Consider the following 16,586-nt stretch of genomic DNA (forward strand, 5'->3'; position numbering starts at 1 on the left):
CGGGATGTTGTGTTCTTATTACTCATTTGATATATTTACTTTAAAGATAATTAAAATCTAGAAAAAGAGGCGGACGTATGGATAAAAAAGAAAATACGGTCGTATTGTTTCCACAACTATCAGAGCGATATATTGATGAAGGTTTTTTAGCACTGAAAGAGCGGAAATTCGAAGGTGCATTGCGCTGCTTTGAAATATTACGTCAGTATAATGCAGAAACGGAACAAACGGAACTCGCTTCTGTTATTTGTTTGTTAGAATTAAAACATATGGAAGAAGCGAAAGACAAATGTGAACAGTTACTTGAAACAGGAGCTGTATTATTTGGTGATATTCTGGAAACATATGTGACGATTTTAGTTCAAACAAATGATTATGAAGGTGTCATTGAAATCGTTGAAAAGGTTTTGCAAACGAAAGATGTAATGCCTGAGCAAAAGGAAAAATTAGCACAGCTCGCTTTATTTGCAGAAGGTATGTTAAGTGAAGTAGATACGTCACTAGTCGATTCGAATTTTGAATTGGATGAGTTTACTAATGAAATGTTTGGAGAAAACTTTGGACAAAAGCTAAGAGCGATTCAGCAACTTTCGTTAAAAGACTTGGATCTTGCATTACCTATTTTAAAGAAATTTTTAATAGACGAAAAACAGCACCCTTATTTGAAAACTTCTATTTTATATAAAATGATAGAAAATCAAATAGAAGAAGAGATAGAGGTAGAAAAGTTTGGGAATACGATCAAGGTGATTCCAGCATTTACAGGTCATAATGAGGAGCAATCCGATAACATTATACATACATTATCAAGCCGATTAGAGCAAAATTATCCCGATATATTTGATGCGATGGTTACATATTGGAAAGAATTGCGAATTAGCGTTTTCCCATTCGCTCTATTAATGGATAAAGTGGAGATTTGGGCTGCTGTTTTAGAGAGAATTGGAAGAAAGCGTTTCGGATTGACTATTGATGAAGAAGAGCTTATGACAGCGTATAATATTGAATTAGAAGAGTTTCATATTGCCTATCAATGGTTATTACGTGTTGAAAGAGAAGGATATTTGCCCGTATAATTATGAAAAAGAATCGTTCGGTTCTTGAAACGAGCATATTCTATGTTATAATGTAAGGGTTGCAAAAGGCAGAAATCTGCCTGTTTGTAAGAGAAGAGAAGTGTAATTCTCTTACTTAATATGTTTCATATTATTCTCGAACAAAATATACCGTAGTTGTCTTTTAGACAATTAGTAGATTGGAACATTATATCTGAAAGCTTTTGCTAGAGGATTATTTGTACTTTTGTTATTTCAAAAAAGAGATAATGAAGATTTTAATCTATAGAGGTATGTGCATACATTATTATAGTTGGAGGGAAAGAATAAATGGCTGCAAAATGGGAAAAATCAGAAGGTAACGTAGGCGTTTTAACAATCGAAGTTGATGCTAAAGAAGTAAACAACTCTATCGACGCTGCGTTCAAAAAAGTAGTACAAACAATTAACGTACCAGGTTTCCGTAAAGGGAAAATGCCTCGTCCGTTATTCGAACAACGCTTTGGTATCGAATCTTTATACCAAGATGCTTTAGATATCATCTTACCAAAAGCATACGGTGAAGCGATCGATGAAGCTGGTATCTTCCCAGTTGATCATCCTGAAATCAACATCGAGAAGTTCGAAAAAAATGCTAACCTTATCTTCACTGCAAAAGTTACAGTGAAGCCTGAAGTTAAATTAGGTGAGTACAAAGGTTTAGCAGTAGAAAAAGTTGAAACAACTGTAACTGACGAAGATGTAGAGAACGAATTAAAATCTTTACAAGAGCGTCAAGCTGAACTAGTTGTTAAAGAAGAAGGAACTGTTGAAAACGGTGATACAGCTGTAATCGACTTCGAAGGTTTCGTTGATGGCGAAGCATTTGAAGGCGGAAAAGGCGAAAACTATTCTCTTGCAATCGGTTCTGGTACTTTCATCCCTGGTTTCGAAGAGCAAGTAATTGGTCTTAAATCTGGTGATTCTAAAGAAGTTGAAGTATCATTCCCAGAAGAGTACCACGCTGCTGAATTAGCTGGTAAACCAGCTACATTCAAAGTAACAATTCACGAAATCAAAACAAAAGAACTTCCTGAGTTAAACGACGAGTTCGCTAAAGAAGCTGACGAAGAAGTTGCAACTCTTGATGAATTAAAAACAAAACTTCGTACAAACTTAGAAGAAGGCAAAAAGCACGAAGCTGAGCACAAAGTACGTGACGAAGTAGTAGAATTAGCTGCTGCTAACGCTGAAATCGAGATTCCAGAAGCTATGATCGACACTGAGTTAGATCGTATGGTTCGTGAATTCGAGCAACGTTTAAGCCAACAAGGTATGAACCTTGAGCTTTACTACCAATTCACAGGTACTGACGCTGACAAGTTAAAAGAGCAAATGAAAGAAGACGCTCAAAAACGCGTAAGAATCAATCTTGTTCTTGAAGCTATCATTGAAGCTGAAAACATCGAAGTTACTGAAGAAGAAGTAACTGCAGAAGTTGAAAAAATGGCTGAAATGTACGGTATGCCAGTAGACGCTATCAAGCAAGCTCTTGGAAGCGTAGACGCTTTATCTGAAGACCTTAAAGTGCGTAAAGCTGTAGACTTCTTAGTAGACAACGCTGCATAATAAAATAACAAGGCGCGATTTTAATCGTGCCTTGTTTTATAAATATAGAAATATATTTATAAAACTTTTCGATGAAGAAGGAAAACTTCCTTTACAAGTCGAATATACATATTTCAAAAGTTTTAAAATTTTTTTATTTGTACATAACTAGTCATATTATTTGTATTTCTCGCCACGTAGTGACATAATATGTATTTACATACGATACATTTATCGTGTACATACGAAGGCAAGAGGTTAGCACTTTGTAAGGGGTGTGAAAATATGTTTAAATTTAATGATGAAAAAGGTCAATTAAAATGTTCTTTCTGTGGTAAAACACAAACGCAAGTTCGAAAGTTAGTTGCAGGTCCAGGTGTTTACATTTGTGACGAATGTATCGAACTTTGTACTGAAATTGTACAAGAGGAGCTTGCGAAGGACGAAGAAGTAGAATTCAAAGATGTACCGAAACCGGTAGAAATTCGTGAAATCTTAGATGAGTATGTCATCGGACAAGATAACGCGAAAAAAGCACTAGCGGTAGCGGTATATAACCATTACAAACGCATTAATTCTAACAGTAAAATTGATGATGTAGAATTAGCGAAGAGTAATATTTCACTTATTGGGCCAACTGGTAGTGGTAAAACATTATTGGCACAAACATTAGCGCGTATTTTAAATGTTCCATTTGCAATCGCGGACGCAACATCTTTAACAGAAGCTGGATATGTAGGGGAAGATGTAGAAAACATCTTACTAAAATTAATCCAAGCAGCTGATTATGATGTAGAGAAAGCAGAAAAAGGAATCATTTATATTGATGAGATTGATAAAGTGGCACGTAAGTCCGAAAATCCATCAATTACACGTGATGTATCTGGTGAAGGTGTACAGCAGGCACTTCTGAAAATTTTAGAAGGTACTGTAGCGAGCGTTCCACCTCAAGGTGGTCGTAAGCATCCGCATCAAGAGTTCATTCAAATTGATACAACGAACATCCTATTCATTTGTGGTGGAGCGTTTGATGGCATTGAGCCAATTATTAAACGTCGCCTTGGTGAGAAAGTAATTGGATTTGGTGCTGAGAAGAAAAATGCTGATGTAAATGAGAAGCATGTTTTATCTCACGTTTTACCAGAGGATCTTTTAAGATTCGGTTTAATTCCGGAGTTTATCGGTCGTCTTCCAGTTATTGCGAACCTAGAGCCGCTTGATGAAGATGCTCTTGTAGATATTTTAACGAAACCGAAAAATGCACTTGTTAAGCAATTCCAAAAATTATTGGAGCTTGACGATGTTGAGTTAGAGTTTGAAGAAGGTGCACTAGTTGAGATTGCGAAAAAAGCAATTGAACGTAAAACAGGTGCTCGTGGACTTCGTTCTATTATTGAAGGCTTAATGCTTGATGTAATGTTCGAACTTCCATCTCGCAAAGATATCGAGAAGTGTATTCTGACGAAAGAAACAGTAGCTGATAATGAACCGCCGAAATTGGTGTTACAAGACGGTACTGTACTTGATACAAAAACATCTGCATAGTGCGAAGAAGAAACAGCAATTTTTATAATTGCTGTTTTTCTTTATGTTTAGCTATGTTCCTCCGCGGAAATACTAAGTGATAAAACATTGCGGGAGGAAATAAATTATGAGCTGGACAAATATATTTTTACTTGTTCAACTTGTTTTTGGTGTAATTGTCGGATTGTATTTTTGGCATTTACTTCGAAATCAGCGAACACAAAAAGTTTCAATTGATCGAGAATCGAAAAAAGAATTAGAACAGCTTCGTAAAATGCGTGAGATTTCTTTAACAGAGCCGCTTGCGGAGAAGGTACGTCCTACATCCTTTTTAGATATTGTAGGGCAAGAGGACGGGATTAAGTCGTTAAAAGCGGCTCTTTGTGGTCCGAATCCGCAACATGTAATTATATATGGTCCGCCAGGTGTCGGGAAGACAGCGGCAGCACGTCTTGTATTGGAAGAAGCGAAACGCAATCCGAAATCTCCATTTCGTACGAATGCAACATTTATCGAACTTGATGCGACGACAGCAAGATTTGATGAACGTGGTATTGCAGACCCATTAATTGGTTCAGTCCATGATCCGATTTATCAAGGGGCAGGTGCAATGGGGCAAGCGGGTATCCCACAGCCGAAAAAAGGGGCTGTAACAGATGCGCATGGTGGTATTTTGTTCATTGATGAGATTGGTGAATTACATCCAATTCAAATGAACAAAATGTTAAAGGTGCTAGAAGATCGGAAAGTATTTTTGGAAAGTGCGTACTATAGTGAAGAAAATTCGATGATTCCAACGTATATACATGATATTTTTCAAAAAGGTTTGCCAGCCGATTTTCGCTTAGTTGGGGCGACGACACGTTCGCCAGAGGAGATTCCTCCTGCTATTCGGTCACGCTGTTTAGAAGTGTTTTTCCGTGAGTTAGATACAGAAGAGATTCAAAAAGTAGCGAAGAATGCAGCTGATAAAGTGGAAATGCAAATAGGTAAAAATGGTGTTGAAATGATCGGGATGTATGCAAGAAATGGACGAGAAGCGATTAACCTTGTACAAATTTCTGCTGGTATGGCAATAAATGAAGAACGTTCTTTCATTAAAGATGAAGATATAGAGTGGGTTGTTCACTCTAGTCAACTTACACCGAAATATGAAAAACGTATTTATCCTATTCCGAGAATCGGTCTTGTAAATGGACTTGCTGTATACGGACCAAATACAGGCGCGTTATTAGAAATTGAAGTAACAGCAATCAAGGCGAAAGATAAAGGGTCGGTAAATGTTACCGGGATTGTGGAAGAGGAAAGTATTGGTAGTCAAACGAAATCCATTCGCCGTAAAAGTATGGCGAAAGGTTCTGTAGATAATGTATTAACAGTACTTCGTTCTCTAGATGTGTTGCCAGAAGGGTACGATATACATATTAATTTTCCAGGTGGTATCCCAATTGATGGGCCTTCGGCAGGTATTGCTATGGCAACAGGTGTATATTCAGCAGTGCATCGTACGTATGTGAGTAATGAAGTAGCGATGACCGGTGAGATAAGTATACACGGGGAAGTGAAACCTATTGGTGGTGTGTACGCAAAAATAAAAGCTGCGAAAAAAGCAGGTGCTAAGAAAGTCATCATTCCTGCTGAAAACATGCAACCATTTTTGTATACAATAAAAGGAATTGAAATCATTCCTGTTCGTAAGTTAAAAGAAGTATTTGAGCTAACATTTATGCAGGAAAATATGCATCGAGACCTTGATATACATACTACTGTAGACGAAACAGATGCACAATCAATGTGAGAATGAACGATAATAAAATTTGCCAGACTTCGTTTAAGTTTGTATGCTTAAGCGGAGTCTTTTTTCCTTTTTAAAAGGGAGAAAAAACGAGGGATTTACAATTGTGGAAAATCTCTGCAATTGCATCTAGATGTATTGTAATATAAAATAGTTGAACAGGAGTTTAATTTATTATGGAGGTGCTATGTCTAGTATGAATACGAATGAAAGAATCGTACCCCTCCTACCATTAAGAGGCGTTCTCGTATATCCAACGATGGTTCTGCATCTTGATGTAGGACGTGATAAATCGATACAAGCACTAGAGCAGGCGGCAATGGATGAAAATATCATCTTTTTAGCGATGCAAAAAGAAATGAATATCGATGATCCGAAAGAAGATGACATATATAGTGTAGGTACAGTGGCGAAAGTGAAGCAAATGTTAAAATTGCCGAACGGTACGCTTCGTGTCCTTGTAGAGGGTTTACATAGAGCTGAAGTAGTAGAGTTTATCGAAGAAGAGAATGTAGTGCAGGTTTCTATCAAAACGGTAACTGAAGAAGTGGAAGATGATCTAGAAGAGAAAGCTCTTATGCGTACATTACTGGAGCATTTCGAACAATATATTAAAGTTTCGAAAAAAGTTTCAAATGAAACATTTGCAACGGTAGCTGATGTGGAAGAGCCAGGAAGATTAGCTGATTTAACTGCTTCTCACTTGCCGATTAAAACGAAGCAGAAACAAGAAATCTTAGAGATTGTATCTGTGAAGGAACGATTACATACACTTATTTCAATTATTCAAGATGAACAAGAGTTACTTAGTTTAGAAAAGAAAATTGGACAAAAAGTGAAACGTTCAATGGAGCGCACGCAAAAAGAATATTTCTTACGTGAGCAAATGAAGGCGATTCAAACTGAACTTGGCGATAAAGAAGGTAAGGGCGGGGAAGTTGAAGAACTTCGTGAGAAAATTGAACAATCAGGAATGCCTGAAGAAACAATGAAGGCTGCACTGAAAGAATTAGACCGTTATGAAAAGTTACCAGCAAGTTCTGCGGAGAGCGGTGTTATTCGTAATTATATGGATTGGTTATTAGCACTTCCGTGGACAGAAGCGACAGAAGATATGATTGATCTTGCTCATTCTGAAGAGATTTTGAACAAAGATCATTACGGGCTTGAGAAAGTAAAAGAGCGCGTACTTGAATATTTAGCTGTGCAGAAGTTAACGAATTCATTAAAAGGACCTATCCTTTGCTTAGTAGGACCTCCTGGGGTCGGGAAAACATCGTTAGCGCGTTCGATTGCAACATCATTAAATCGTAATTTTGTCCGTGTATCCCTTGGTGGTGTACGTGATGAATCGGAAATCCGTGGTCACCGTCGTACGTACGTTGGAGCGATGCCAGGACGCATTATTCAAGGTATGAAAAAGGCGAAAACAGTTAATCCAGTCTTTTTATTAGATGAGATTGATAAAATGTCTAACGACTTCCGTGGAGATCCATCAGCGGCATTACTTGAAGTGTTAGACCCAGAACAAAACCATAACTTCAGTGATCATTACATTGAAGAACCGTATGATCTATCGAAAGTTATGTTTGTAGCAACTGCGAATACACTTTCAAGTGTTCCAGGTCCGTTGCTTGACCGTATGGAAATTATTTCGATTGCTGGCTATACAGAACTTGAAAAAGTTCACATTGCCCGTGAACATTTATTGCCGAAACAATTAAAAGAGCATGGCTTACGAAAAGGTAATTTACAAGTACGTGATGAAGCGCTTCTTGAAATTATTCGTTATTATACACGTGAGGCCGGTGTTCGTACGCTAGAGCGTCAAATTGCAAAAGTTTGTCGTAAAGCAGCAAAAATTATCGTTACAGCAGAACGCAAGCGTATTGTAGTAACAGAGAAAAACATTGTTGATTTACTTGGTAAGCACATATTCCGTTATGGGCAAGCTGAAAAAACAGACCAAGTTGGTATGGCAACAGGGTTAGCGTATACAGCAGCAGGCGGTGATACACTTGCGATTGAAGTGTCTGTAGCGCCAGGTAAAGGGAAATTAATTTTAACAGGGAAACTTGGGGATGTTATGAAAGAATCCGCACAAGCAGCGTTTAGCTATATTCGTTCTCGTGCAGAAGAACTTCAGATTGATCCGAATTTCCATGAGAAAAATGATATTCATATTCATGTTCCAGAAGGAGCAGTTCCAAAAGATGGACCGTCAGCAGGTATTACGATGGCAACGGCACTTATTTCTGCACTAACAGGTATTCCTGTAAGTAAAGAAGTGGGGATGACAGGTGAAATTACACTTCGTGGTCGTGTATTACCAATTGGTGGTTTAAAAGAAAAAACATTAAGTGCTCACCGCGCAGGCTTAACAAAAATTATTTTGCCAGCAGAAAACGAGAAAGATTTAGATGATATTCCAGAAAGCGTAAAAGAAAACCTTACGTTTGTGCTTGCATCTCATTTAGATGAAGTATTGGAGCACGCATTAGTAGGAGTGAAACAATGAAAGTAACAAAAGCAGATATTGTAATTAGTGCTGTTAAACCAGAACAATATCCAGACAGTGATTTACCAGAAATTGCATTAGCAGGTCGTTCAAATGTCGGGAAGTCTTCCTTTATTAATAAAATTTTAAATCGTAAAAAGTTAGTACGTATTTCTTCTAAACCAGGGAAAACGCAAACGTTGAACTTTTTCTTGATCAATGAGATGATGCATTTTGTTGACGTTCCAGGTTATGGATATGCGAAAGTATCTAAAACAGAGCGCGCAGCATGGGGCAAGATGATTGAGACTTACTTTACAACACGTGAGCAATTAGACGCAGCTGTATTAGTAGTTGATTTACGTCACCAACCAACAAATGATGACGTGATGATGTATGATTTCTTAAAGCATTATGAAATCCCAACAATTATTATTGCGACGAAAGCCGATAAAATTCCGAAAGGGAAATGGCAAAAGCATTTAAAAGTTGTAAAAGAAACGCTTGCTGTTGAAATTGGCGATGAAATCGTTCTATTCTCTTCTGAAACAGGACTTGGAAAAGAAGAAGCGTGGAAGGCAATTCATAGAATGACAAAAACAAAAAACGCGTGACGAATGTCGCGCGTTTTTTTATTTACTAAATTTTTTTATCGTACGTTTAATGTAACCTCAATATTACCTCTTGTTGCTTTCGAATAAGGACATACACCGTGAGCGGCTTCTACAAGTTCTTGTGCTTCGTCATGAGAGACGCCAGCAACATGTACATCAAGTAAAGCAGATAGGCCGAAACCACCATCTGTATCTTTTCCGATAGAAACGTGAGCAGTTACTTCTGTACTTTCTACTTTCACACGTTTTGTACGAATGACAAGTTGTAATGCACTATCAAAACAAGCGGCATAACCAGCAGCAAATAGTTGTTCTGGATTCGTTGCCTCTCCGCCTGCACCACCTAGTGCTTTCGGCATTTTTACATCAAGATTTAATATGCCATCATCTGAAATTACTTTTCCGTTTCGTCCACCTGTAGCAGTTACTGAAGCAGTATATAATTTATCCATGTTTATTCCCCTTTTCTATCATTAATTGTTTTCATTGTTTCAATTAGTTTATTTAATTGAATTAATAAAGAACGATATTCTTGTTCTGTAATTCCTAAATTTGTTGCCATTGTTGTCGGCAATGAACAAGCCTTTTCTTTTAAATCTTTACCTTGTTCTGTTAATTTAATACAAACTTTGCGCTCATCTTCTTTGGAACGAACACGTTTTACAAGTTTTAATGATTCCATTCGTTTTAACATAGGTGTTAACGTACCGGAATCTAAAAATAGACGTTCTCCAATTTCTTTTACTGTTAGTCCATCTTGCTCCCATAGTACGAGTAAAGTAATGTACTGGGGATACGTAATACCCATATCTTCTAAATATGGTCGATAAAAGCGGGTAACTTCTTTAGAACAGGCGTAAATAGAAAAACAAAGTTGGTTATCTAGATGTAAAGAATTCTCTGTCATACATAACTCCTTTCTAATTAAGTTGTGCACAATTTAATTTTATAAAATCAATATAACGAAAAAGAAATACAATGTCAAATACATTGTATTGAGAAAGTTTGTGCTACAATTTGGAACAATCATACATATTTTTCTTCATGATGAAAGAAGATAGGAAAGATGATGTTATAATTCATATGGAATAGTTTCCATCACTTGATTATGAGGGCTTTTTTTGGTAACGTACAAATAGAGTTATTAATTTATAATCATTATAAAGTAGAAAGTCTTTATTAGTTTTACTGAATCTCCTTTATTACATACGGAGAATAAATAAAAAATAATCGGTTGTTCACACGATTGTCAGATTCATAAGAGGAAAGTTGTATTATGATAGTAGATAAAGTGATAAAACGGGTGAAGGGGGACATGCTGCGTGCATATTCTTGTTGTTAGTGTAAATTATCGAACAGCCCCTGTAGAATTTCGTGAGAAACTCACATTTCAGGCAGCAGAGCTAGAGCAAGCAATGACTACATTACAAAATCAAAAGAGCGTGTTAGAGAATGTCATTGTATCAACTTGTAATCGCACTGAGATTTACGCTGTTGTCGATCAATTACACACGGGACGGTATTATATTAAGAAGTTTTTAGCTGATTGGTTTCAGCTTGAAATAGAAGAAGTCGCACCATATTTAACTATTTTTGAACAAGACGGTGCAATAGATCATTTATTCCGCGTGACGTGCGGTTTAGATTCTATGGTAGTTGGAGAAACACAGATTTTAGGCCAAATAAAAGATAGCTTTTTAGAAGCGCAACAAGTAAAAGCGACAGGCACAATTTTTAATGAGTTGTTTAAGCAGGTGGTTACGTTAGCGAAACGTGCGCACTCAGAAACGACGATTGGTGAAAGTGCGATGTCTGTTAGCTATGCTGCTGTTGAGCTCGGAAAGAAAATATTTGGTGAGTTAACAGATTGTCATGTGCTTATTCTTGGTGCTGGTAAGATGGGTGAGCTGGCACTGCAAAACTTATATGGAAGCGGTGCTCGAAAAGTAACCGTCATGAATAGGACGTTTACGAAAGCGGAAGTAATGGCTGAGAAATATATGGGACATGCAAAGCCTTTAAGTGAATTGCAATGTGCATTATTAGAAGCAGATATTTTAATTAGTTCAACTGGTGCATCTGAATATGTCATTACGAAAGAGATGATGACAAAGGTAGAGAAAATGCGCTCTGGTCGTCCGTTATTTATGGTGGATATTGCAGTGCCACGTGATATTGATCCAGCGATTGATGAACTAGAAGGTTCTTTCTTATATGACATTGATGATTTGCAAGGAGTAGTGGAAGCAAATCGTGCTGAGCGTTTGAAAGAAGCAGAGAAAATTCAATTTATGATTGAAGAGGAAATTGTTTTATTTAAAACGTGGTTAAGTACACTTGGTGTTGTTCCGTTAATAGCAGCTCTTCGTGATAAGGCACTTGCTATCCAAAGTGAAACGATGGAAAGCTTGGAACGAAAAATACCGAATCTTAGTGATCGTGAGAGAAAAGTAATTAGTAAGCATACGAAAAGTATTATTAATCAATTATTAAAAGACCCAATTTTAGTAGCGAAAGAAATTGCTGCTGAAGAGGGAGCAAACGAAAAATTAGCGTTATTTGCAAAGATTTTCGACTTAGAAATGGAAGATGTAGAGAGTTGTGCGGAAGAAGTAGAACATAAAAGAGCGTGGACACCATCCGTTCCATCTTTATAATTTGGAAGGATGATCGGATGAGTTTTTTAAATAACAGTATTATTTATCATATTGCAATTATTTTATATGCTTGTAGCATTAGTTTATATTTTATAGATTATTTCCAAAGTAACCGAAAGGCGAACCGATTTGCTTTTTGGTTACTTTCGATTGTATGGGTTCTGCAGTCTATCTTTATGTTACTTAGGGCTACAGATTCAGAAACGAACCCTATATTAACTTTATTATCAGGGATTTATTTTTATGTTTGGCTATTGATTACGATGTCGTTAGTCATTAATCGATTTATGAGAATTGACTTTCTAGTCTTTTTTACAAATGTTGTCGCATTTGGCGTAAGCGCTTTTTCTATTTTTACACCGCTCGGAAAGATGTCGCCGGTACTGGCAGAGCAATTAGTTTCAGAACTTGTATATGTACATGTCGGTATGGCTATTATTTCTTATGCAACTTTCACTGTATCGTTCATTTTTTCTATTATGTATTTATTGCAATATCGCCTATTAAAAAAGAAAAAATGGAATGCGAGATTAAGAAGGTTAGGGAATTTACCGAAGCTAGAATCGATGTCTTACGGATTAAATTTATTTTCTGTTCCATTTTTCTTATTAGCTATTTTATTAGGATGCATATGGGGATATACGAAATTGGACAATTTCCATTGGTATGATACGAAAGTGATTGGGTCTTTTGTCGTTCTATTTGTATATTGTGCTGGCCTATATTTACGAGTGGCAGATGTGTTGCAAGGGAAGAAAATCGTGCAGTGGAACATCGGAGCATTTCTCGTAATGCTAATCAATATTTTTCTATTAAGCAGTTTATCCAACTTCCACTTTTGGTATTTATAATGAGGAGAGAGAATTATGCGCAAAATTATTGTAGGGTCACGAAAGAGTAAATTAGCATTAACGCAAACAAACTGGTTTGTTGATCAGTTAAAAGCACTAGGTTTACCATATGAATTTGAAGTGAAAGAAATCGTCACAAAAGGTGATGTTATTTTAGATGTTACTCTTTCAAAAGTAGGCGGAAAAGGCTTGTTTGTTAAAGAGATCGAACATGCGTTACTTACGAAAGAAATTGATATGGCTGTACATAGTATGAAAGATATGCCGGCCGTACTTCCAGAAGGATTAATGATTGGTTGTACACCGAAGCGTGTTGACCCTCGTGATGCTTTTATCTCAAAAAGCGGAGCAGCGTTTGAAGAGTTAGCAGAAGGCGCTATTTTAGGTACGAGTAGTTTAAGACGCAGTGCACAATTATTAGCTGCGAGACCAGATTTACAAGTGAAGTGGATTCGAGGAAATATCGATACACGTTTACGTAAATTACAAGAAGAGGATTACGATGCAATCATTTTAGCAACAGCTGGATTACAAAGAATGGGCTGGGATAATGAAGTTATTACAGAACATTTAGATGAGACGTTATGTGTACCTGCTGTAGGACAAGGTGCATTAGCGATTGAATGCCGTGAGGATGATAAGGATTTACTACAGTTGTTAGCGCATATGAATGATGCAGTAACAGAAAGAACAGTGGCGGCAGAACGAGTATTTCTTCATAAACTTGAAGGTGGCTGCCAAGTTCCGATCGCTGGATATGCAACTCTTACAGAAAATGATGCAATCGAATTAACAGCTCTTGTCGGTTCTATGGACGGTTCTATTTTATTGAAAGAGACAGTAGTAGGAACTAATCCAGAGGAAGTAGGATTAGAGGCTGCGGACCGTTTAATTAAACAAGGCGCCAAAGAACTCATTCTTGCTGCAAATAAGGGGCAACAATAAATATGAACGCTCTCGCTGGCAAAACGGTATTAATTACACGTGCCCAGCATCAAGCGAAACAAATGAGTGTAGCGGTGAAAGAAAAGAGCGGAATTCCATTGGAAATTCCGCTTTTGCGTATGGAAGGTATGTCTCATAGGCAAATTCAACATATAGCAGGGCACCTGCATTCGTATGACTGGGTTATTTTTACGAGTAAAAATGGGGTAGCTTTTTTTCTAGATAGTTTGAGAAAGAAGCTACCCGCAAAGACTAAAATTGCTGCAGTAGGCGTGAAAACAAGGTTAGAGTTAGAAAAGCGGGGCTATCAAGTGGACTTCGTTCCAACTGCATTTGTTGCAGAAGTATTTGCAGAAGAGTTTGTAAAAAGACTAAGTGGAAACGAGTGCATTTTATTTCCGAAAGGGAATTTAGCAAGAGATGTAATTCCAGTTGCACTTCGCGAAATTGGTGTTTCTCTAGATGAGCTAATCGTATATGGTACGCAAGAGAATGTAGAGAAAAGGCAAGAGCTTATAGTAGCGTTAGAAGTAGGGAAAGTAGACATTATTACATTTACAAGCCCTTCAACTGTTACTAGTTTTGTTCGTTTACTTGAGGGTACAAACTGGAGAGAATGGACAAAAAACTGTACAATTGCTTGTATAGGGCCTATTACGGAAAAAGAGGCGATCCTTTATTTTCCACATGTTATTATGCCGAAAGAGTACACTGTAGAATCATTACTACAATGCATTTGTGAATCTATAAAATAAAAGAATGGGGATAGAAATCTATGAACTCTTTACAATTTAATCGTCATCGTCGCTTAAGACAAAGCGGTAATATGCGTGCGCTTGTGCGTGAAACGTTTTTACATACGGAAGATTTTATTTACCCTATTTTTGTATTAGAAGGAGAAAATGTTCGTAATGAAGTGCCTTCTATGCCAGGCGTATATCAAATGTCTTTAGATTTATTGCAAGCTGAAATGCAAGAGGTTGTTGATTTAGGTATTCGTTCTGTTATTGTATTTGGTTTACCTGCTGAAAAAGATGAAGTTGGATCATCAGCATATTGTGATCATGGAATCGTGCAACGTGCAATTAAGAAAATTAAAGGTGAATTCCCTGAGCTAGTAGTAGTTGCAGATACATGTTTATGTCAATTCACAAGCCATGGTCATTGCGGTGTAATTGAAGATGGTATTATTTTAAATGACGAGTCTCTTGCAGTTCTTGCGAAAACAGCTGTAAGCCAAGCGAAAGCAGGAGCGGACATTATTGCGCCATCAAACATGATGGACGGATTCGTAACAGCAATTCGCCATGCATTAGATGAAAATGGTTTTGGACACGTACCAGTAATGTCGTACGCTGTGAAATATTCATCAGCATTTTACGGACCATTCCGTGATGCGGCGCACGGTGCTCCGCAATTTGGTGATCGTAAAACATATCAAATGGATCCAGCGAACCGTATGGAAGCATTCCGTGAAGCAGAATCAGATGTAATGGAAGGGGCAGATTTCTTAATTGTAAAGCCAGCTCTTTCTTACTTAGATATCGTTCGTGATGTGAAAAATAACTTTAATTTACCAGTCGTTGCATATAACGTAAGTGGTGAATATTCGATGATTAAAGCAGCAGCGCAAAATGGTTGGATTAATGAAAAAGAAGTTGTACTTGAAAAATTAATTAGCATGAAACGTGCAGGAGCAGATTTAATTATTACGTATCATGCAAAAGATGCAGCAAGATGGTTACAAGAAGGAGGCGCTAAATAATGAAAAAGTTTGATAAGTCGATTGCGGCGTTTGAAGAGGCACAAGATTTAATGCCTGGTGGCGTAAATAGCCCCGTTCGTGCTTTTAAGTCTGTTGGTATGAATCCGTTGTTTATGGAGCGCGGAAAAGGCTCTAAAGTATATGATATCGATGGAAATGAATACATCGATTACGTATTATCATGGGGTCCTTTAATTCATGGTCATGCGAATGATCGTGTTGTTGAAGCTTTAAAATCTGTTGCTGAAAGAGGAACAAGCTTCGGTGCCCCAACGGAAATTGAGAATAAATTAGCGAAACTTGTTATTGAGCGCGTACCATCAATTGAGATTGTACGTATGGTTAACTCTGGAACAGAAGCGACAATGAGTGCGCTACGTTTAGCTCGTGGTTATACAGGACGTAATAAAATTTTGAAATTCATCGGTTGTTACCATGGTCATGGTGATTCGTTATTAATTAAAGCCGGTTCTGGTGTGGCGACGCTAGGTTTACCAGATAGCCCAGGTGTACCAGAAGGTGTAGCGAAAAATACGATTACCGTAGCGTATAACGATTTAGAAAGTGTGAAATACGCTTTCGAACAATTTGGTGATGATATTGCTTGTATAATTGTAGAACCAGTAGCAGGAAATATGGGTGTTGTTCCTCCGCAACCAGGATTTTTAGAAGGTCTTCGTGAAGTAACAGAGCAAAATGGTGCATTGCTTATTTTTGATGAAGTCATGACAGGATTCCGAGTTGCTTATAATTGCGGACAAGGTTATTACGGTGTAACACCTGATTTAACTTGTTTAGGTAAAGTAATCGGTGGTGGCTTACCAGTAGGAGCATACGGTGGTAAAGCAGAAATTATGCGCCAAGTTGCACCGAGCGGACCGATTTACCAAGCAGGTACTTTATCAGGTAACCCACTTGCAATGGCAGCAGGTTATGAAACGTTAGTACAGTTAACGCCAGAATCATATGTAGAATTTGAGCGTAAAGCTGAAATGTTAGAAGCTGGCTTACGTAAAGCGGCTGAAAAACATGGCATTCCGCATCATATTAACCGTGCGGGTTCTATGATTGGTATCTTCTTTACAGATGAACAAGTTATTAATTACGATGCAGCAAAATCTTCAAACTTAGAATTCTTTGCGGCTTACTATCGTGAAATGGTAGAACAAGGTGTATTCTTGCCACCATCTCAATTCGAAGGTCTATTCTTATCGACAGCACATAGTGATGCAGATATTGAAGCGACGATTGCAGCAGCTGAAATTGCAATGTCAAAATTAAAAGCTTAATTGTTGA

14 protein-coding genes are annotated in these 16,586 nt (G+C 37.5%); 12 read left to right on the top strand and 2 right to left on the bottom strand.

Annotated features, from left to right (window positions below):
* Positions 1-77: 77 nt before the first annotated feature.
* The 6 genes from QCI46_RS04960 to ysxC all read left to right on the top strand — a co-directional run bounded on the left by QCI46_RS04960 (position 78) and on the right by ysxC (position 9,072).
* Positions 78-1,076 carry a hypothetical protein gene (locus QCI46_RS04960; protein WP_353839722.1) on the top strand — a complete coding sequence of 333 codons (999 nt, stop codon included), beginning with the start codon at positions 78-80 and terminating at the stop codon, positions 1,074-1,076.
* A gap of 309 nt (positions 1,077-1,385) precedes the next feature.
* Positions 1,386-2,663 (top strand): trigger factor, encoded by a 1,278-nt coding sequence (gene tig / locus QCI46_RS04965; RefSeq protein WP_088093531.1) that lies wholly within the window; start codon positions 1,386-1,388, stop codon positions 2,661-2,663.
* 264 nt (positions 2,664-2,927) lie between these two features.
* Complete coding sequence (gene clpX, locus QCI46_RS04970) at positions 2,928-4,187, top strand: ATP-dependent protease ATP-binding subunit ClpX (protein ID WP_000472285.1); 1,260 nt, start codon at positions 2,928-2,930, stop codon at positions 4,185-4,187.
* 106 nt (positions 4,188-4,293) lie between these two features.
* On the top strand, positions 4,294-5,964 hold the full coding sequence (lonB, locus tag QCI46_RS04975) for an ATP-dependent protease LonB (RefSeq protein ID WP_000119166.1): 1,671 nt from the start codon (positions 4,294-4,296) through the stop codon (positions 5,962-5,964).
* A gap of 184 nt (positions 5,965-6,148) precedes the next feature.
* Positions 6,149-8,479 (top strand): endopeptidase La, encoded by a 2,331-nt coding sequence (lon, locus tag QCI46_RS04980; RefSeq protein ID WP_327958966.1) that lies wholly within the window; start codon positions 6,149-6,151, stop codon positions 8,477-8,479.
* Positions 8,476-9,072, top strand: coding sequence for a ribosome biogenesis GTP-binding protein YsxC (gene ysxC, locus QCI46_RS04985; RefSeq protein WP_000869124.1), 597 nt, complete (start codon positions 8,476-8,478; stop codon positions 9,070-9,072). The genes lon and ysxC overlap by 4 nt, the downstream gene beginning before the upstream one ends.
* Before the next feature lie 35 nt (positions 9,073-9,107).
* On the opposite strand, the gene QCI46_RS04990 is transcribed toward ysxC, so the two are convergent.
* Together QCI46_RS04990 and QCI46_RS04995 are read right to left on the bottom strand one after the other, a co-directional pair.
* The gene (locus QCI46_RS04990; RefSeq protein WP_353839723.1) at positions 9,108-9,524 is read right to left on the bottom strand and encodes an organic hydroperoxide resistance protein; all 417 of its coding nucleotides are present in this window, start codon (positions 9,522-9,524) and stop codon (positions 9,108-9,110) included.
* 2 nt (positions 9,525-9,526) lie between these two features.
* Positions 9,527-9,979, bottom strand: a complete 453-nt coding sequence (locus tag QCI46_RS04995) for a MarR family winged helix-turn-helix transcriptional regulator (RefSeq protein WP_088064515.1) — start codon at positions 9,977-9,979, stop codon at positions 9,527-9,529.
* A 415-nt stretch (positions 9,980-10,394) separates the two neighbouring features.
* On the opposite strand from QCI46_RS04995, the gene hemA reads away from it, so the two are divergent.
* The 6 genes from hemA to hemL are packed head-to-tail and all read left to right on the top strand — an operon-like array spanning position 10,395 to position 16,579.
* Positions 10,395-11,729 (top strand): glutamyl-tRNA reductase, encoded by a 1,335-nt coding sequence (hemA, locus tag QCI46_RS05000; protein WP_098089296.1) that lies wholly within the window; start codon positions 10,395-10,397, stop codon positions 11,727-11,729.
* Between the two features lie 17 nt (positions 11,730-11,746).
* Positions 11,747-12,580 carry a cytochrome c biogenesis protein gene (locus QCI46_RS05005; protein WP_000008998.1) on the top strand — a complete coding sequence of 278 codons (834 nt, stop codon included), beginning with the start codon at positions 11,747-11,749 and terminating at the stop codon, positions 12,578-12,580.
* A gap of 15 nt (positions 12,581-12,595) precedes the next feature.
* Positions 12,596-13,525, top strand: coding sequence for a hydroxymethylbilane synthase (gene hemC, locus QCI46_RS05010; protein WP_353839724.1), 930 nt, complete (start codon positions 12,596-12,598; stop codon positions 13,523-13,525).
* A gap of 2 nt (positions 13,526-13,527) precedes the next feature.
* Complete coding sequence (gene hemD / locus QCI46_RS05015) at positions 13,528-14,280, top strand: uroporphyrinogen-III synthase (RefSeq protein ID WP_353839725.1); 753 nt, start codon at positions 13,528-13,530, stop codon at positions 14,278-14,280.
* A gap of 20 nt (positions 14,281-14,300) precedes the next feature.
* Complete coding sequence (gene hemB, locus QCI46_RS05020; RefSeq protein ID WP_353839726.1) at positions 14,301-15,290, top strand: porphobilinogen synthase; 990 nt, start codon at positions 14,301-14,303, stop codon at positions 15,288-15,290.
* The gene (gene hemL / locus QCI46_RS05025) at positions 15,290-16,579 is read left to right on the top strand and encodes a glutamate-1-semialdehyde 2,1-aminomutase (protein ID WP_048541355.1); all 1,290 of its coding nucleotides are present in this window, start codon (positions 15,290-15,292) and stop codon (positions 16,577-16,579) included. The genes hemB and hemL overlap by 1 nt, the downstream gene beginning before the upstream one ends.
* Positions 16,580-16,586: the final 7 nt, after the last annotated feature.

This window comes from Bacillus cereus group sp. RP32, assembly GCF_040459735.1.
Lineage (GTDB): Bacteria > Bacillota > Bacilli > Bacillales > Bacillaceae_G > Bacillus_A > Bacillus_A wiedmannii.